The sequence below is a fragment of the Bradyrhizobium sp. SSBR45G genome, from assembly GCF_030159255.1.
Lineage (GTDB): Bacteria > Pseudomonadota > Alphaproteobacteria > Rhizobiales > Xanthobacteraceae > Bradyrhizobium.
Genome location: NZ_BSCT01000020.1, coordinates 130,267 through 147,703, shown reverse-complemented (window position 1 = coordinate 147,703; position 17,437 = coordinate 130,267). Strand labels below are relative to the sequence as shown.

Here is a 17,437-nt window from a genome sequence, read left to right as displayed (position 1 = left end):
GTTCTCAGTATGCCGGACGACGTGGATGGCCGGGACAAGCCCGGCCATGACGACGTGGAGACAGACGAGCGCAACACTTCGACGGTCAAATGCGATAGCCCTGCTGGAAAAGGGTGGCACGCGCCGGCTGGCGCCGAGACAGCACCCACGTCGCGTTCCAACCGAACCTGGCCTGTCCCGTATGCTACAAACAAATGGCGTATCGAAAACGATTCGCTCTTGGGTTGTTATTGTTAAAAAAGCACGGGAGGGGAAATGCGAATATTCGTCTTCGTAGGTCTTATGCTGTCGCTGTGTCCTGGCGCTGCTTCGGCGCAGGGCATCGATCCACGATGCAGCAGGATGAGCGATAGGGCCGGCTGCACGTGCGCGCTACAAAACGGGGGATGGCTTTCACCGGATGGGAAGAATTGGTACACAAAACGGAACTCGTCGTCGCTCGTGAACGAAGCTTTCGTTCAATGCCAAATTCGAAACGGTAGAAAATAGATCGACTGAAGTTGAAGTGGGCCGCCTCCGCAAGAGGCCTTATTCATCTAAGGCGATGTGTGCAATGTCGCCTGTCGGTCGTTGGACTCTACACTCTGGCCGCGGGCATGGCGCCGTTGCGTCGTGACCCGCGGCTGCAGTGGAGCAGGCGCATTTGCCCATCCACCGCGCTCCATCGTCCTCGTCATTGCGAGGCGCCTTGCACCGAATTGTCCGGCGAAGCTAATTGGGCGAAGCGGAAGCAATTCAGAGTCTTGGCGTGGCCCCTGGATCGCGTCGCTTCGCTCGCGATGACGCCGCGGTGCTGCGGTCGCGCGCCGTGAAAACCACCGGCGCGTACAAATTGATTTCGTCAATTCCATCAAGCTGATTTGCCCTGTCCAGTCCTGCCGCGAAAAATATTCCGCTTTCGATTTTTCGGAAAATATGATTGTCTGTCGCTATCCCGCCTCGATCGAAGAGGGACGTTTCGCGGTCGTCACGAGCGTTGGGGGCGGGGAGTGGTGGCCTGTCGGCGCGCAGCGCGCTGGAATCGCGAGCGGACGAACGCGACCGGCAGGACGATGAAGTCGCAGGGTCCTGGCGCCCCGATGCTGGCGTCAAGTTCACGCCCGATGCTTACAGCATCGCGTGGGCGACGGTGGCTAACAAGCCCGGACACCGGGGAGACTGCGTATAATTCGTAAAGCCATCGCGCAGGGAGGGCCGGGTGATCTCGGCTGAACCTGTGGTACCTGCCGCCTGCATTTTTTGAGCAGGCGGGCCACGGGCGCGGCCAGCGCCCGGCCTTCCCTGCACCCTCCGGTCACGCCGAGGGTGATCTGATCGCAAAGCTCGGACGTAACCCGTCGCGAGAAGGAGAGCGCATGTCCGATGTTGGCGAGATCAACGCTGCGGCTGCGGCCGTGCAGGGTTCGCGTTCAGCTCTTCACGCGATAGTGGGCGAGGAACATGCTGACGGCGCTGGCGATGACCTTGTGGACCCGGTCCGGCGACGGCGCCGGCTCGGCCTGGAAGATGAAGGGCAGGAACAGGGTCGCCTGGCACATCTGCTGGAATTGCGAGGCCGCCAGATGGCAGTCGTCGATGGCGAGCTCGCCGGCATCGACGCGGGCCTGCAGATAGGCCGCCAGCCGGCTGATCGTGCCGTTGAGCACGCATTCGTAGTAGCGGCGGCCGACGTCCGGCATCCGCTCGGCGATCGCCATGACGGTGCGGATTGCCGATCCGCCACCCGGCCGGCAGACCACTGCGATCCAGGCCTTGCCGAACTCGCTGAGGACGGCCGTGGCATCGCGATCGGGATCGAAGCTGAAATTCGAGGCGCCGCGATGCACGCTCTCTTCTTCGACGATCGCCTCGAACAGGCGGAACTTGTCGGTGAAGTAGACGTACAGCGTGCCTTTCGAGACGCCTGCGACCCGCGCGATCTCGCCCATGCTGGCGCCGTCGAAGCCCAGGTCCATGAACACCTTGCGGGCGCCCTCGAGGATCTGGCGCCGCTTCGAGGAGTCCTCGTCCTGCGGCGTCCGGGTGGTATTTTGTTCTGCCTCAATCATTGGTTCAGGCTGTTCACCAAAAATCCGCGCCAGGCAACTTCACGACAGTGTGTGGCCGTCTATGTTGCACCTGCGCACACATATATTGACCGAACGGTTCGGTCAATGATAGATATCTAAATGACCGAACGGTTCGGTCGGGATCCACGGGGCCAGGGCGGCCCCGCTGTCATGGGTGGGAGTCTCTAAATGGCGGCTGCGAGGGAACAGGCGGTGCGGGCACGCCGTCCGGATGCTGAGGACGCGCCGAGCCAGGCGAAGCGCGACGCGGCCCGTCCGCAGGCCAACGACGCCGCTCAGCGCAAGCCGGCCGACAGCAAGCCGGCCGACAGCAAGCCGGCCGACAGCAAGCCGGCCGACAGCAAGGCGGCCGACACGACAGCCGACGTCACCACCGAGGCGCCGCTCGAACTGCCGGTGGCCACGCCGGCCGCCGCGCCCGCCGGCGACAAGCCGCAGGCCGCTCCGGCCAAGCCGCCGAAGTCCGGCAAGCGCAAGCGCGTGCTCGCCGGCATCGGCCTGCTGCTGGCGCTCGCTGCCGCCAGCTACGCCACGCATTATGTCATGGTCGGCCGCTTCATGGTCTCGACCGACGATTCCTATGTTCGCGCCAACAACACCATGCTCGGCGCCCGCGTTGCCGGCCACATCCAGGAGATCGTGCCGCGCGACAATTCGATCGTGCGCAAGGGCGATGTGGTCTTCCGGATCGATGACGGCGACTACAAGATCGCGGTGGACGCTGCGCGCACCAAGATCGCCACCCAGGAGGCGACGATCGCGCGGATCGGCCGCCAGGTCGCCGCGCAGCAGAGCGCGGTGGAGCAGGCCGAGGCCAACCTGACCTCCTCCGAGGCGGCAATGAAGCGCGCCGGTCTCGACTATGAGCGTCAGCAGGCGCTGAGCAGCAAGGGCTTTGCCTCGCACGCGACCTTCGAGCAGTCGGAAGCCACGCGCGATCAGGGCATGGCCGCGGTCCGCGCCGCCCGCGCGGCGTTCGATGCTGCGCGCGACAATGTCGAAGTGACGAAGGCGCAACAGGCCGAGGCCCAGGCGCAGCTCGCCGAGCTCAAGACCTCACTCGCCAAGGCCGAGCGCGATCTCGAATTCGCCACCGTGCGTGCGCCGGTCGACGGCACCTTCTCCAACCGTCTCGTCAACACCGGCGATTTCGTCGCGGTCGGCCAGCGCCTCGGCAATGTCGTCCCGCTCGACGATGTCTTCATCGATGCGAACTTCAAGGAAACCCAGCTCAAGCGTATCCGTCCGGGCCAGCCGGTGACGATCAAGGTCGACGCCTATGGCGCGCGCAGCTTCAAGGGCGTGGTCGACAGCATCTCGCCGGCCTCGGGCTCGGTGTTCACCCTGCTGCCGCCGGATAATGCGACCGGCAACTTCACCAAGATCGTGCAGCGGCTTGCGGTGCGCATCTTCGTGCCGAAGGACGTGGCGCGGCAGAACCTGCTGCGCGCCGGCATGTCGGTCTACGTCACCGTCAACACCACCGACGGCGCCAAGGATGCCGACAACGACGCCGACCTCGACGCACCGGCGACGGTGCAGGGGAAGTAGTTAATTCGCCGAATGACTGAGGGCCGCAGACGCGCTGCTCCTCAGCGATGTTGAATGAAGATGCTCCGGCATCGGCGGTGAACTCCCTCCCCCCTTGCGGGGGAGGGTTGGGGTGGGGGGTCTCCGGGCGACACTGCCGCCGGGGACCCCCACCCCCGACCCCTCCCCGCAGGGGGGAGGGGAGTAGACCGAAGGTGTCGCGGCCGCCCTGTCTCTCTCGACAGAGAACAACGCCATGGCCACCGCCACCACAGCCACCCCCACCATGAGCGCGCCGGCGGCGCCGTCGGACCGCATCGCGCCGCGGCGGCTGGTGGCGTTCCTGATCATGGTGTTCGGGATGTTCATGGCGATCCTGGACATCCAGATCGTCTCGGCCTCCCTCAGCGAGATCCAGGCCGGCCTGTCGGCGAGCTCCAGCGAAGTCTCCTGGGTACAGACCGCCTATCTGATCGCCGAGGTGATCGCGATCCCGCTGTCCGGCTTCCTGTCGCGCGCGCTCGGCACGCGGCTGCTGTTCGCGATCTCGGCGGCCGGCTTCACGATCTCGAGCTTCCTGTGCGGCTTCGCGTCCTCGATCGAGCAGATGATCCTGTGGCGCGCGCTGCAGGGCTTCCTCGGCGCAGGCATGATCCCGACCGTGTTCGCCTCGGCCTACACGGTGTTCCCGCGCTCCAAGTTCCACATCGTCGGCCCGATCATCGGGCTCGTCGCGACGTTGGCGCCGACGGTGGGGCCGACGGTCGGCGGCTACATCACCGATGCGATGTCGTGGCATTGGCTGTTCTTCGTCAACATCGTTCCTGGCGTCATCATCACCACGGGCGTGCTGGCGCTGGTCGATTTCGACCAGCCGAATTTCGCGCTGCTCGACCGCTTCGACTGGTGGGGCCTGCTGTTCATGGCGGGTTTCCTCGGCTCGCTCGAATATGTGCTGGAGGAAGGCCCGCTGCACGAATGGCTGCAGGACACGTCGGTCGCGGTCTGCGCCGCGGTCTGTGTGGTCTCTGCGGTCTGTTTCTTCTGGCGCGTGCTGACGGCCGACGAGCCGATCGTCGATCTCAGAACGTTCGGCGACCGCAATTTCGCGGTCGGCTGCCTGCTGCAGTTCTGCATCGGCATCGGCCTCTACGGCCTGACCTACATCTATCCGCGCTATCTCGCCGAGGTCCGCGGCTACAGCGCGCTGATGATCGGCGAGACCATGTTCGTCTCCGGCGTCACCATGTTCCTGATGGCGCCGGTGGTCGGCCGCCTGATGGTGAAGGTCGATATGCGCCTGATCATCGCGTTCGGCCTCGTCATCTTCGCGATCGGCTCCTACCAGATGACCGGGATCACCCGCGACTACGATTTCTGGGAGCTGTTCGTGCCGCAGGTGCTGCGCGGCGTCGGCATGATGTGCGCGATGGTGCCGACCAACAACATTGCGCTCGGCACGCTCGCGCCCGATCGCGTCAAGAACGCCTCAGGCCTGTTCAACCTGATGCGCAATCTCGGCGGTGCCGTCGGCCTCGCCGTGATCAACCAGGTGCTCAACGACCGCACCGACCTGCACATCACCCGCCTGCACGAGCGCGTGACCTGGGGCAACGCCACCGCGGTCGAGACGCTCAACATGCTGCAGCAGAAGCTGCAGGGCATGGGCGATTCCGCGTTGATGGCGATGAAGCAGCTGTCGCAGATCGTGCACCGCCAGGCCGTCGTGATGGGCTATGGCGACGCGTTCTTCATGCTGACCTGCTTCTATATCGCGCTGAGCTTCATGGTGATGCTGCTCAACAAGCCGAGCTCGCCGATGGCGGGCGGCGGCGACGCGCATTGACGTGAGCGGCCCGCGCGAGCCGCGCGGGTTGCCAAATCATACCGTTGCTGGTATGAAATCAGGATTGTCGCTCGAACCGGGGAGATTTGCATGACAACATCGCATCTGCAGATCGCATGCACCCGATCGATGCCTGTGCTGGTCTTTGCTCGCTCGCTTTGAGCACCACCACCGTCTTCCCCAAGACTGACTTCCCAAAGCCCTATTAGTCATTCGCAGACCGCGCGCCGCGTGTGCGTCTGCCTCATTTGGAGCCGGCTGGCGCTGCGAGCGCGGCCGGATGATGCCATGACCGTCAACGTCTCCGGCCTCAAGGCCGACAAGCGTCCCGCCGCCATCCGCGTCGTGATGCCGTTCGTGTTCCGTCACTGGCTGAAGCAGCCGCGCATGACCCTGGGCATCGCGTTCGCCCTGCTGGGCGCCACCGCCGCCGACCTGTTCATGCCGCTGTTCTCCGGCCAGTTGGTCGACGCCCTGACCCTGGGTCCGGCCAATCCCGACGCGCGGCATAGTGCGCTGGTGGCGTTCGCCGCCATCGTGGCGCTCGGCTTCGCATCCATCGTGCTGCGGCTGTCCGGGCTGCAGCTGATCGTGCCGTTCACGCTGCGCATCATGTCGGATGTCGCGCGCGATGCCTTCATGCGCGTGCAGCGGTTCTCGACCGACTGGCACGCCGACAGCTTCGCCGGATCGACCGTGCGCAAGATCACCAGGGGCATGTGGGCGCTCGACCTCTACAACGACACCATTCTGCTGGCGCTGCTGCCGTCGCTGTCGGTGCTGCTCGGCTCGATGGTGCTGCTCGGCCTGCACTGGGGCGCGCTGGGCGGCGTGATTGCGCTGGGGGCGGTGGTCTATGTCGCGATGACGGTCGCGTTCTCGACCCGCTACATTGCGCCTGCCGCGCGCATTTCCAACGCCTGGGACACCAAGGTCGGCGGTACGCTCGCGGATGCGCTGAGCTGCAACGCGGTAGTGAAGTCGTTCGGCGCCGAGGCGCGCGAGGACGGCCGGCTGATGCGCGTCGTCAACCGTTGGTCCCGGCGCGTCAACCGCACCTGGCTGCGCTACAACACGACGGCCGCCGTGCAGCTCGGCGTGCTGCTGTGCCTGCGCTCGGCGGTGATCGGCGGCGCCGTGCTGCTGTGGATGGCCGGCAAGGCTTCGCCGGGCGACGTCACCTATGTGCTGACCAGCTACTACGTCATCCATGCCTATCTGCGCGACGTCGGCATGCACATCAACAACCTGCAGCGCGCGGTCAACGACATGGACGAACTGGTGGCGATCCATGGCGAGCCGATCGGCATCGTCGATACCGCGGATGCCAAGCCGATCGCGGTGACCGGCGGGCACATCGTGTTCGACGCGGTGACGTTCCACTATGGCGGCCATCGCAACGCCCTCTACGACCGGCTGTCGGTGGACATCCGGCCGGGCGAGCGGATCGGCCTCGTCGGGCGCTCCGGCTCCGGCAAGACGACCTTCGTCAAGCTGGTGCAGCGGCTCTACGACATCGGCGGCGGCCGGATCCTGATCGACGGGCAGGACATCGCCCATGCGAAACAGGATTCGCTGCGCAGCCAGATCGCGATCGTGCAGCAGGAGCCGATCCTGTTCCACCGCTCGCTGGCCGAGAACATCGCCTATGGCCGGCCCGGCGCCAGCCAGGCCGAGATCGAGCAGGCGGCGCGGCTGGCGAATGCGCATGAGTTCATCACGCGCCTGCCCAAGGGCTACGGCACCCTGGTCGGCGAGCGCGGAGTGAAGCTGTCGGGCGGTGAGCGGCAGCGGGTGGCGATTGCGCGGGCGTTCCTGGCGGACGCGCGCGTGCTGATCCTGGACGAGGCGACTTCCAGCCTCGATTCGGAATCGGAGGCGCTGATCCAGGAGGCGATGGAGCGGCTGATGAAGGGCAGGACGGCGATCGTGATCGCGCATCGTCTGGCGACCGTGCGCAGCCTCGACCGAATCCTGGTGTTCGACCGCGGCCGCATCGTCGAGCAGGGCAGCCACGCCACGCTCGTCGGCCGGCCCGGCGGGCTCTATCGCAGCCTGTTCGAGCGGCAGGCCACCGAGTTCGGCCAGCTCTCGGCCGCAGGCTAGTGAAAATGGTGAGGGGCCCGACGCTTGAGCGTCGAGCCCCTCATGAACATATCAGCCGGCCTGTAAGCCGGGTTCTGTAGGGCACCGCCATACTTGCGCATGACGATACGTGACGGCCATTCCTCTGGGATCGCGCTTGCGCGAGACCTCGGGCAACCTACCCGGACGGCGAGCCTGACATCGCTCCCGCGGACGTCATCACGTTGGCATCATCTGCCTCGGCGATTGTCTCCGCGTGGCCGTCCCTATTCGGTTTTGCTCCCGGTGGGGTTTACCATGCCGGTTCCGTTGCCGGCCCCGCGGTGCGCTCTTACCGCACCTTTTCACCCTTACCGCGCCGAAGCCCGTGAGGGCGGAGGCGGGCGGTTCGTTCTCTGTGGCACTGTCCCTGGGGTCGCCCCCGCCGGACGTTATCCGGCACCGCATGTCGATGGAGCCCGGACTTTCCTCCCCTGCGGCCTTTCGGCACCTGCCGGAGCGGCCGTCCGGCCGACTGATGCGGCCTGAATGGGGCTTATCGACCAGCACGTCAAGCCATCGCCGCGCCGGCAAAAAATATTATCCTGCGGTTGTCGTTCCGTGTCCACGCCGTTCGACTGGATGTCGGCGAACCCGCCGAAGAGAGGAGCAACCGATGCAATATCTGCTGATGATCTATCAGAACGAGGCCGAATACGCGAAGATCGAAGCCACTCCCGGGCAGACGATGAGCCCGGAATATCAGGCCTTCACCCAGTCGATCATCTCGAGTGGCAACTACAAGGGCGGCGACCGGCTACAGCCGACCACGACGGCAACCACCGTACGTGTGCGGGACGGCAAGATCCTCACGACCGACGGCCCATTTGCGGAAACGCGCGAGCAGCTCGGCGGCTATTATCTGATCGAGGCCAAGAATCTCGACGAGGCCATCGGCATTGCCGCCCGCATTCCCAGCGCCCGGCTTGGCTCGATCGAGGTTCGGCCGATCTGGCAGTACGATCATTGAGGCCAGCGTCACCGGCCGGGAGAATGTCACCGATGACGCCAGAGGCGATCGACAAGGTGTTCCGCAACGAAGCCGGCCGCGCGCTCGCGACCTTGATCCGGCTGGTCGGTGACTTCGATCTGGCCGAGGACGTGCTGCAGGATGCGTTCGCGGCGGCGCTGCTCAAATGGCGGGGGCTGGAGGCCCCCGCCAATCCGCGGGCATGGCTGGTCAATGTCGCGCGCAACAAGGCGATCGATCGTATCCGGCGCAACAGCAGCTTCCGCGACAAGCAGCAGGAGATCGTGCATGCGATCGAGCGCGATGCCGCGAGCGATGACACCGACGCGCCGGCCGATCTCGACGACGACATGCTGCGGCTGATCTGCACCTGCTGCCATCCGGCGTTCGCGCCGGAGGTGCAGGTGGCGCTGACGCTGCGCACCGTCTGCGGGCTAACGACCGCCGAAATTGCCCGCGCCTTCCTCGCCACCGAGGACGCGATGGCGCAGCGTCTGGTGCGTGCCAAACAGAAGATCCGTCTCGCCGGCATTCCCTACGAGGTGCCGGGGCGCGAGGCTCTCGACGAGCGCCTGCGTGGTGTGCTGACCGTCATCTATCTCGTATTCACCGAAGGCTATCTTGCGACCTCCGGTCCGGAACTGATCCGCCAGGATTTCGCGCGCGAGGCGATCCGGCTCGGCCGGCTGCTGCTTGCGCTGATGCCGGAGGCGCGCGACATCAAGGGCCTGCTCGCCTTGATGCTGTTGCACGATGCGCGCCGGCCCGGGCGCACGACTGCGTCCGGCGACATCGTCCTGCTGGAGGAGCAGGATCGCTCCACGTGGAATCGGGAGCAGATCGCCGAAGGGCTCGCGCTGGTCGAACAGGCGCTCAGCGCTAAAGGACGGCCGCAGCCCTACACGGTTCAGGCGGCGATCGCCGCGCTGCACGCCCAGGCGCCGAGCTACGAGCAGACGGACTGGCGCCAGATCGCCGGCCTCTACGAGGTGCTGCTGCGGATCGCGCCATCGCCCGTCATCGAGCTCAACCATGCGGCCGCGGTCGCGATGGTCGACGGCGCGGCGCGGGCGCTCGCGCTGGTCGATTCGCTGGCCGCTCGCGGCGGCTTGAAGCAGTATGACCTGCTGCCAGCGGTGCGTGCGGATCTGCTGCGGCGGCTCGATCGGCGCGAGGAGGCGCGCGCAGCCTATCGCATGGCGAGCGAAGCGACGCAGCTCGCGCCGCTCAAGCGGCTCTACGCGCGCCGACTCGCCGAGCTCGATGCGCAGGCGTGATCGCTCAGACCCGCGGAGCGGTGTCGTCCGCCGGCAGGCTCGTCAGCAACGCATGCAGCGTCCACAAGGTGGATCGGTCGGCGATGCCGTCGATCCGTTCGGGACGGAAGTGCCGCTGGAACGCGGTGACGACCTCCATGGTAAGGCCGTCGAACTTGCCCGTGATCGGCACGCCATAGCCATATTTGGCAAGCGCCTTCTGCAGGCCCTTGACGTCGTCGCCGATGCTGCCGAGCTTCAGTGTCTCGCCCTTGGTGATGGCCGCCGGCTGCACCCAATGGCCGACTCCGGAATTGGCCAGGGAGTGCCAGGGAAACTTCTCACCGGGATCCTTCTTGCGCGAGGGCGCGACGTCGGAATGACCGAGCACGCGATGCGCCGGAACGTTGCGGCGGAGCATGATGCCGCGGCACAGGGCGATAACGGCGGCGATCTGCCGCGGGGGAAAATCCGGATAGCCCCAGTCGTGGCCGCGATTGACGATCTCGACGCCGATCGAGCAGGAATTGATGTCCTCGTCACCGCCCCAGGAGGAGAGGCCCGCGTGCCAGGCGCGCAGCGCCTCGGGCACGCATTGCACGATCCGTCCGTCCTCGAGCACGATATAGTGGGCCGACACCTCGGTGCCGGCGGTGCACAGCTTGGTGATCGCGCCCTCGACGTCCGGCATGCCGGTGTAGTGCAGGATGATCATGTCCGGCTGCCGGCCGCCCTTGCGCTCGCCGAAATTCGCCGACGGAATCACGTCGGACGCGATCGACGAGTCCGGCGTGAAAACGGGCAGGTCTGAAATGCCCTGGGGGATCGGCAGCGCACGGAGACGCTTCGATTCCGGCTTGTCGGAGGAATTTGGCATGAACGACTCGAAGCGGGCGGCGAGGGCAATGGCTCAAATCGAATATGGGCAGGCACTACTCTTTTACATGTCCCAGCCGCAATCTAAATCGCATGCGAGCCTCTCATATTGATCAGAGCGGTGCGCCAAAGGCGGCGGGAGGCCGGCGGGTGAGGCAAGCGGGTCTTCCAGCCATCGACTCTGCCGTCCTGGCACGTGCCCAACATCCGCCACAGACCGTCAACGGTTTGTTAACGCTAAACGCCGTTACTAAGTGGTGAAGAGCCAAGCCGGCTTTCGGGACGGCAGCTGCCACATGCTAGGTCCTGCACGGGAGATCACGGTCTTGAGCGATGCCGGGAACACCCGGCAGCGCGCGATCGATGTCGGATCGGGGATCGTCCCGGCACGATCACCGCGCACCGGGGTCCACGCATGGGCGGGTCATGTCATGGACGGTCCCGGGAGATGGCTTGGCAGGTTGACGGGGTGCGAGGATCGAAGGCGCGATGGGCTCGCAGCCGAACAGAATCAGTCCGGATCGGCAGCATCCTTGCGGAGCGGCTGCGTGACGACGGCTGACCAGCGCCATATCCCGGTGCTCGGCCCCGAAGCGGTCGCGCTGCTGGCGCCGCGCGATGGCGGAACCTATGTCGATGCGACGTTTGGGGCAGGCGGTTACACGCGTCTGATCCTGGCGAAGCCGGGAACGCGGGTGATCGGGATCGACCGCGACAGCACCGCAATCGCCGCCGGTGCGAGCCTCGTCGATGAGGCCGGCGGCCGCCTCACCTTGGTCGAGAACCGCTTCTCCGCGGTGGCCGACATCTGCGCAGCGCAAGGTCTTGCCCATGTCGACGGCATCGTGATGGATGTCGGCGTCTCGTCGATGCAGCTCGATTCCGCCGCGCGCGGCTTTTCGTTCCGGTTCGACGGTCCGCTCGACATGCGCATGGCAGACGCGGGACCGACCGCGGCCGATGTCGTTGCGCAGGCCTCCGAGCGCGATCTCGCCGACGTGATCTATATTTTTGGCGAGGAGCGGCACTCCCGCGGCGTGGCCCGCGCGATCGTCGCCGCCCGCAAGGAGCAGCCGATCACGACGACGCGGCAGCTCGCCGACATCGTGGCGCGTGTGGTGAGATCGAAGCCGGGTGACATCCATCCGGCGACGCGGACGTTCCAGGCGCTGCGGATCCTCGTCAATGAGGAGCTCGACGAGCTCAAGCAGGCGCTGTCGGCTGCGGAGCGTATCCTGGCGCCCGGCGGCCGCCTGGCTGTCGTCTCGTTCCATTCGCTCGAGGACCGCATCGTCAAGACTTTCCTCGCCGAGCGCAGCAAGACCGGTGGCGGCTCGCGCCATCTGCCCGAGATTGCGCAGGAGACACCGAGTTTCCAGCTGCTCAACCGTAAGCCGGTCGTGGCCGCCGACAGCGAGATCGAGGCCAATCCACGCGCGCGCTCCGCCAAGCTGCGTGGTGCGGAACGCACCGCAGCGCCGGCGCATCTTGCGTCATCATCGTCGCCATGGCCGCGCCTGGCCGATGTGCTGCGGGGAGGGTGACCGATGCGCCTCCTGCATCTCGTGGTGATCTGCTCGCTGATCTTTGCGGCCGCCTATGTCTATCGCATCAAGATGGAATCGACGGCGCGCGTCGAGCGCGTGCTGCAATTGCGCGCCGAGATCCGTGAGCAGCGCGAGGCCATCGCGATCCTGCGCTCGGAATGGGCCAAGCTCGATGCGCCGCTGCGGCTGCAGGGGCTGGTCGAGCGGCATCTGCCGCTGAAGCCGCTGAACGCCACCCAGTACGACAGCCTCAAGAACCTGCCGGAGCGGCCGCCGCGCTTCACGCGGCCCGACAATCCGGATCCGATCGGATCGATGATCGATGCGATCGATGCAATCAACGAAGAGCCCCCCGTGACCGGATCGGTGCGTCGTCCGGAGGATCAGCAATGACCGATCAGCTTCGGCCTCATGCCAAGCCGCAGGAGCCCTGGCGGCAGCGTCTGGTCCGCACCCTGCTGTATGGGCGCGATGTCGATCGCACCGCGAAGGCGCGCGCGCGTATCGGCCTTGCGATCATCGCCTTCGCCGCCGTCTACGCCGTGATCGGCGGCCGGCTCGTGATGTTTGCGGTCGGAGCCGACGGACCGAGCGCGCGGCGTGCCGCGCAGCAGGACGCCATCGCCACCGCGCGGCCCGACATCGTCGACCGCAACGGCGCGGTGCTCGCCACCGACGTCAAGACGCCGAGCCTGTTCGCCGAGCCGCGCCGCCTCATCGACAAGGACGAGGCGATCGAACTGCTGACGGCGACCTTGCCGGATATCGATACGAGCGAGGTTCGAGACCGGCTGCTGTCGCGCAAGGGCTTCGTCTGGCTCAAGCGCGAGATGACGCCGAAGCAACAGCAGGACATCCATCGGCTGGGTCTGCCGGGCATCGGCTTCCTGCGCGAGAACAAGCGCGTCTATCCGACCGGCAACGAGGTGGCGCATCTGATCGGCCTGGTGAACATCGACAACCAGGGCATCGCCGGCATGGAGAAGTGGCTCGACAACCAGGGCCTCGCCGACCTGCATCGCGCCGGCTTTGCCACGGATCGTCTGCAGCGCCCGATCGAGCTCTCGGTTGATCTGCGCGTCGAGCATGCGCTGCGCGACGAACTGCTCAAGGCCAAGGAGAAGTTCAAGACCAAGGCCGCCTCCGGTCTCGTCGTCAACGTCAGGACCGGCGAGATCATTGCGATGGTGTCGCTGCCGGACTTCGATCCGAACAGCCCCAAGGAAGCGCACGATCCCGATCGCATCAACCGTCTCACGACCGGCGTCTACGAGATGGGCTCCACCTTCAAGGCGTTCACCTTGGCGATGGCGCTGGACACGGGAAAATACGATCTGAACTCGCTTTGGGATGCGCGCGGTCCGCTGCATTACGGCAAGTTCGCGATCCATGACGATGAGCCGAAGGGGCGCTTCCTCACCATGAGGGAGGTGTTCACCTTCTCCTCCAACGTGGGCGCCGCCCGGATCGCGCTGACGCAGGGCGTCGAGGGCCACAAGGCGTTCCTGCGCAAGATGGGCCAGTTCGACCGGTTGCGCACCGAGCTGCCGGAGAGCGCCTCGCCGATCCTGCCCAAGCGCTGGGCCGAGTTGAACACGGTCACGATCGCGTTCGGCCACGGCATGGCGGTGGCGCCGTTGCAGGGCGTGATGGGCGTCAGCGCGCTGGTCAATGGCGGTCTCCTGATTCCGCCGACCTTCATGAAGCGGACCGAAGAGGAGGCGATGCAGGTTGCCAAGCGCGTGATCAAGCCGGAGACCTCGGAAAAGATGCGCTATTTGATGCGCCTGAACGCCGAGGTCGGAACCGCGCGCAAGGCCGACGTCAAGGGCTATTACATCGGCGGCAAGACCGGCACCGCCGAGAAGGTGATCAACGGCCGCTACGCCAAGAAGAAGGTGCTGACCCTCTTCACCGCCGTGATCCCCGCCGACAAGCCGAAATACCAGCTTCTGATCATGCTGGACGAGCCGCAGGCGCTGAAGGAAACCTACGGCTTCATCACCTCGGGCTGGAACGCGGTGCCGACCGCCGGCAACGTGATTTCCCGGATCGGGCCGCTGCTCGGCATCGAGCCCCGTTTCGACCTGCCGCCGTCCGACCGCCAAATTCTTGCGGCATCGCGGCTGACGCAGTAAGCCGTCCGCGAATCGCAAGGGCTTTGGAGGCGCCTCCACTCCGGAAGGCGCCAGACCGGTACGGGACCAGGATGAAACTTCTCGACCTCCTCGGCGATCAGGCGGGGTTCGACCCGCACATCGCCGCCGTCGAAGTCTCCGGCCTTGCCGTGGACAGCCGGCTGGTCAAGCCGGGCGACCTGTTCTTCGCGCTGTCCGGAACCAAAACTGACGGCGCCCGCTTCATCGCGGCCGCGATCGCGGCCGGCGCGGTCGCAGTGGCTGGCGCTGGGCCGTCCGAGGGGGAACTTTCCGTTCCCTTCATCGCGCTGCCGAACCCGCGGCGGGCGCTGGCGATCGCCGCCGCGCGGTTCTATCCCCGCCAGCCGTCGACCATTGCGGCCGTGACCGGCACCAGCGGCAAGACTTCGGTCGCAGCCTTCACGCGACAGATCTGGCAGATGCTGGGCCACAGCTCGGCGAGCATCGGCACGGTCGGCCTGGTATCGGACAAGCGCACCGTCTACGGCTCGCTGACCACGCCCGATCCGATCGCGCTGCATCGGCAGATCGACGAGATCACGGGCGACGGTGTCACCCATCTCGCGTTCGAGGCATCATCCCACGGGCTCGATCAGTTCAGGCTCGATGGCGTCCGGGTCTCGGCCGGCGGGTTCACCAACCTGTCGCGCGACCACATGGATTACCACCCCGACATCGCGCATTATCTGAACGCGAAGCTGAGGCTGTTCCGCGATCTGGTGCCGCCGGGCGGGCCGGCGGTGATCTCGGCGGACCACGAGTGCTCGCCGGAGGTGATCGCTGCTGCTGAAGCGCGCGGTCTTCGCCCGATGACGGTGGGAGCGAGCGGTGACGGCGCAGGGCCGGGCATCCGGCTGGTGGCCGCGGCCATCGATGGCTTCGCGCAGACGCTGGAGATCCAGTATTGCGGTCGCCTGTACACCATCCGGCTGCCGCTGGTCGGGCGCTTCCAGATCGAGAATGCGCTGGTCGCCGCCGGTCTTGCGATCGGCACCGGCAGTGACCCCCAGGCTGTATTTGAATCACTCGAGAAGCTCGAGGGGGCCAAAGGGCGCCTCGAGCTGGTCGGCGAGCGCAATGGCGCCCCCATCTTCATCGACTACGCGCACAAGCCGGATGCGCTCGCCAAGGCGTTGCAGGCGCTGCGGCCTTATGCTGCACGAAAGCTTACCGTGGTGTTCGGCGCCGGCGGCGACCGTGACACCGGCAAGCGGCCCCTGATGGGCGCGATTGCCGCCGCCGAGGCCGACAGCGTCATCGTCACCGATGACAATCCGCGCAGCGAGGATCCGGTTGCGATCCGTGCCGCGATCCTGGCCGCCGCACCTGGCGCCCGCGAGATCGGCGACCGCGCCGAGGCGATCAAGATCGCGATCGGCGAGCTGCAGCCCGGCGATGCGCTGATCATCGCCGGCAAGGGCCATGAGACCGGACAGATCATCGGCAGCACGGTTCTGCCTTTCAGCGATCATGAAGCGGTCGCGGATGCATTGGCAGCGAGGGCATCATGACGAAGGCGCTGTGGACGGTGGCCGAGGCGGCGCGCGCGCTTCAGCTCGCCGGCGACTATCCGGAGACACCGATCGATGTCGTGACGCAGGACAGCCGCGCCGTGAAGCCCGGCAGCCTGTTCGTCGCGCTGAGCGGCACGCCGAGCGGTGGGTTCGTGTCGAGCTTCGCCTCCAGCCGCGACGGCTGGGAGTTCGCCGCGAATGCCGAACAGGCCGGCGCGGTCGCGATGATCGTGCCGCATCGGGTCGATGGCATCACCGTGCCGCAGCTCGTCGTGCCGGACACGCTGATCGATGGCCTGTGGGCGCTCGCCCGCTTTGCAAGGGCGCGCTTCCATGGTCCGGTGATCGGACTGACCGGCAGCGCCGGCAAGACCTCGACCAAGGAGTTCATCGCCGCCTATCCTGGCGCCTCCGCCAGTCCGTCGAGCTTCAACAATTTCTGGGGCGTGCCGCTGACGTTGTGCAATGCTGATCCTGATGCCTCCGTCTGGGTGGTCGAAATGGGCATGAACCAGACCGGCGAAATCGCGCGGCTGACCGAGCTGTCGCAGCCGACGGTGGCGCTGGTCGTCAACGTGCAGCCGGTGCACCTGGAAAAGCTCGGCAGCCTCGAGGCGATCCGGAAAGAAAAGGTCTCGATCGCGCGCGGCTTGCCCGCTGATGGCATTCTCGTGCTTCCCGCCGATCTCGCGGCCCCCGAATGGAGCGGCAAGGTGATCCGTTTCGGCGATGAGGCCGAGGTGCGCGCGCTGTCGCACACCTCCCGCGGTGAGAGCTGGGACGTGACCGCCGACATCGCCGGCCGCCGCGTCGACTTCGCGCTGACGCCCGGTGCCCCGCATCGCCTGCACAACGCGCTGGCGGCGCTCGCTTCGGTCACGGCGGCCGGCCTGGATCCGGCGCTGCTGGCGCAAGAGCTCGGCGATGTCGGCATCATGACCGGCCGCGGCGTCGAGCAGACCGTCGGCGACATCGTTCTGATCGACGACAGCTTCAACGGCAATCCGGCCAGCATGGCGGCGGCGTTCGACAGCCTGCAGGCGCGCCCGGTGCGGGGCCGGCGGATTGCCGTCATCGGCGACATGCTGGAGCTGGGCGACGAGGCCCCGGCCTATCACGCCGGAATGGCCGCTCATTTCGCGGGAATCGATGCCGTCTTCTGCGTCGGACCGCTGATGCGCCACTTGTTCGACACTCTGCCGCAGCAGAAGCGGCTCGGCTGGCACGAGGATCCGGTGACGCTCGACCCCCGGCAGGTGGCGGCGCTGCTTGCGCCGGGCGACGTCGTCGTCATCAAGGGCAGCAAGAAGATCTTCTGGGTCAACAAGTTCGTGTCGAAGCTCGCCGCCGCGCTGCAGGGCGCGGCTTGAAATCGGGCGATATCGCGGCGCGGCAGAAGGATGTTTTTCCACTGGCGGACGGGGCAGCGATGCCGGACGGATTCCCGTCGCGGGGTGCGATTCGCCCCCGGCCGCGATCATGGTTAAAAGAGGCGGGATGCGGATTCGCGAACGAGACTCCGTTCGCGTGGCTCAGTCTCGTGAGC

12 protein-coding genes and 1 other RNA gene are annotated in these 17,437 nt (G+C 66.2%); 10 read left to right on the top strand and 3 right to left on the bottom strand.

The window, feature by feature from the left end:
• Positions 1–1,409: 1,409 nt before the first annotated feature.
• Positions 1,410–2,048: a TetR/AcrR family transcriptional regulator gene (locus QQL87_RS22335; protein WP_284420832.1), complete on the bottom strand. Its 639-nt coding sequence runs from the start codon at positions 2,046–2,048 to the stop codon at positions 1,410–1,412.
• A 189-nt stretch (positions 2,049–2,237) separates the two neighbouring features.
• Between QQL87_RS22335 and QQL87_RS22330 the strand changes: the two genes are divergently transcribed.
• From QQL87_RS22330 to QQL87_RS22320, 3 genes are all read left to right on the top strand, one after another.
• Positions 2,238–3,620, top strand: coding sequence for an HlyD family secretion protein (locus QQL87_RS22330; RefSeq protein WP_284420831.1), 1,383 nt, complete (start codon positions 2,238–2,240; stop codon positions 3,618–3,620).
• A 235-nt stretch (positions 3,621–3,855) separates the two neighbouring features.
• Positions 3,856–5,445, top strand: coding sequence for a DHA2 family efflux MFS transporter permease subunit (locus QQL87_RS22325; RefSeq protein WP_284420830.1), 1,590 nt, complete (start codon positions 3,856–3,858; stop codon positions 5,443–5,445).
• A 288-nt stretch (positions 5,446–5,733) separates the two neighbouring features.
• Positions 5,734–7,551: an ABC transporter ATP-binding protein gene (locus QQL87_RS22320; RefSeq protein WP_284420829.1), complete on the top strand. Its 1,818-nt coding sequence runs from the start codon at positions 5,734–5,736 to the stop codon at positions 7,549–7,551.
• Between the two features lie 47 nt (positions 7,552–7,598).
• Here the strand turns inward: QQL87_RS22320 and rnpB are convergent.
• An RNA gene (gene rnpB, locus QQL87_RS22315) (RNase P RNA component class A) lies at positions 7,599–8,048 on the bottom strand.
• 137 nt (positions 8,049–8,185) lie between these two features.
• Between rnpB and QQL87_RS22310 the strand changes: the two genes are divergently transcribed.
• The gene (locus QQL87_RS22310) at positions 8,186–8,539 is read left to right on the top strand and encodes a YciI family protein (RefSeq protein ID WP_284420827.1); all 354 of its coding nucleotides are present in this window, start codon (positions 8,186–8,188) and stop codon (positions 8,537–8,539) included.
• A gap of 32 nt (positions 8,540–8,571) precedes the next feature.
• On the top strand, positions 8,572–9,816 hold the full coding sequence (locus QQL87_RS22305; protein ID WP_284420826.1) for an RNA polymerase sigma factor: 1,245 nt from the start codon (positions 8,572–8,574) through the stop codon (positions 9,814–9,816).
• A gap of 4 nt (positions 9,817–9,820) precedes the next feature.
• Here QQL87_RS22305 and QQL87_RS22300 read toward each other — a convergent pair whose 3' ends face one another.
• Positions 9,821–10,672: a peptidoglycan recognition protein family protein gene (locus QQL87_RS22300; RefSeq protein WP_284420824.1), complete on the bottom strand. Its 852-nt coding sequence runs from the start codon at positions 10,670–10,672 to the stop codon at positions 9,821–9,823.
• 430 nt (positions 10,673–11,102) lie between these two features.
• Between QQL87_RS22300 and rsmH the strand changes: the two genes are divergently transcribed.
• From rsmH to QQL87_RS22275, 5 genes are all read left to right on the top strand, one after another.
• On the top strand, positions 11,103–12,215 hold the full coding sequence (gene rsmH / locus QQL87_RS22295; RefSeq protein WP_502871202.1) for a 16S rRNA (cytosine(1402)-N(4))-methyltransferase RsmH: 1,113 nt from the start codon (positions 11,103–11,105) through the stop codon (positions 12,213–12,215).
• A 3-nt stretch (positions 12,216–12,218) separates the two neighbouring features.
• On the top strand, positions 12,219–12,611 hold the full coding sequence (gene ftsL, locus QQL87_RS22290) for a cell division protein FtsL (RefSeq protein WP_284420817.1): 393 nt from the start codon (positions 12,219–12,221) through the stop codon (positions 12,609–12,611).
• Positions 12,608–14,356 carry a peptidoglycan D,D-transpeptidase FtsI family protein gene (locus QQL87_RS22285; protein ID WP_284420815.1) on the top strand — a complete coding sequence of 583 codons (1,749 nt, stop codon included), beginning with the start codon at positions 12,608–12,610 and terminating at the stop codon, positions 14,354–14,356. The genes ftsL and QQL87_RS22285 overlap by 4 nt, the downstream gene beginning before the upstream one ends.
• Positions 14,357–14,427: 71 nt before the next feature.
• On the top strand, positions 14,428–15,888 hold the full coding sequence (locus QQL87_RS22280) for a UDP-N-acetylmuramoyl-L-alanyl-D-glutamate--2,6-diaminopimelate ligase (RefSeq protein WP_284420814.1): 1,461 nt from the start codon (positions 14,428–14,430) through the stop codon (positions 15,886–15,888).
• Positions 15,885–17,261: a UDP-N-acetylmuramoyl-tripeptide--D-alanyl-D-alanine ligase gene (locus QQL87_RS22275; RefSeq protein ID WP_284420812.1), complete on the top strand. Its 1,377-nt coding sequence runs from the start codon at positions 15,885–15,887 to the stop codon at positions 17,259–17,261. Before QQL87_RS22280 ends, QQL87_RS22275 begins: the two co-directional genes overlap by 4 nt.
• Positions 17,262–17,437 lie beyond the last annotated feature (176 nt).

What these genes read in the sequence shown, in the direction of transcription:
- QQL87_RS22300 (WP_284420824.1), bottom strand. Translation starts at nt 10,672, where the DNA reads ATGCCAAATTCCTCCGACAAGCCGGAATCGAAGCGTCTCCGTGCGCTG.
- QQL87_RS22330 (WP_284420831.1), top strand. Translation starts at nt 2,238, where the DNA reads ATGGCGGCTGCGAGGGAACAGGCGGTGCGGGCACGCCGTCCGGATGCT.
- rsmH (WP_502871202.1), top strand. Translation starts at nt 11,103, where the DNA reads ATGGACGGTCCCGGGAGATGGCTTGGCAGGTTGACGGGGTGCGAGGAT.
- QQL87_RS22335 (WP_284420832.1), bottom strand. Translation starts at nt 2,048, where the DNA reads ATGATTGAGGCAGAACAAAATACCACCCGGACGCCGCAGGACGAGGAC.
- QQL87_RS22310 (WP_284420827.1), top strand. Translation starts at nt 8,186, where the DNA reads ATGCAATATCTGCTGATGATCTATCAGAACGAGGCCGAATACGCGAAG.
- QQL87_RS22285 (WP_284420815.1), top strand. Translation starts at nt 12,608, where the DNA reads ATGACCGATCAGCTTCGGCCTCATGCCAAGCCGCAGGAGCCCTGGCGG.
- QQL87_RS22305 (WP_284420826.1), top strand. Translation starts at nt 8,572, where the DNA reads ATGACGCCAGAGGCGATCGACAAGGTGTTCCGCAACGAAGCCGGCCGC.
- QQL87_RS22275 (WP_284420812.1), top strand. Translation starts at nt 15,885, where the DNA reads ATGACGAAGGCGCTGTGGACGGTGGCCGAGGCGGCGCGCGCGCTTCAG.
- QQL87_RS22280 (WP_284420814.1), top strand. Translation starts at nt 14,428, where the DNA reads ATGAAACTTCTCGACCTCCTCGGCGATCAGGCGGGGTTCGACCCGCAC.
- QQL87_RS22325 (WP_284420830.1), top strand. Translation starts at nt 3,856, where the DNA reads ATGGCCACCGCCACCACAGCCACCCCCACCATGAGCGCGCCGGCGGCG.
- QQL87_RS22320 (WP_284420829.1), top strand. Translation starts at nt 5,734, where the DNA reads ATGACCGTCAACGTCTCCGGCCTCAAGGCCGACAAGCGTCCCGCCGCC.
- ftsL (WP_284420817.1), top strand. Translation starts at nt 12,219, where the DNA reads ATGCGCCTCCTGCATCTCGTGGTGATCTGCTCGCTGATCTTTGCGGCC.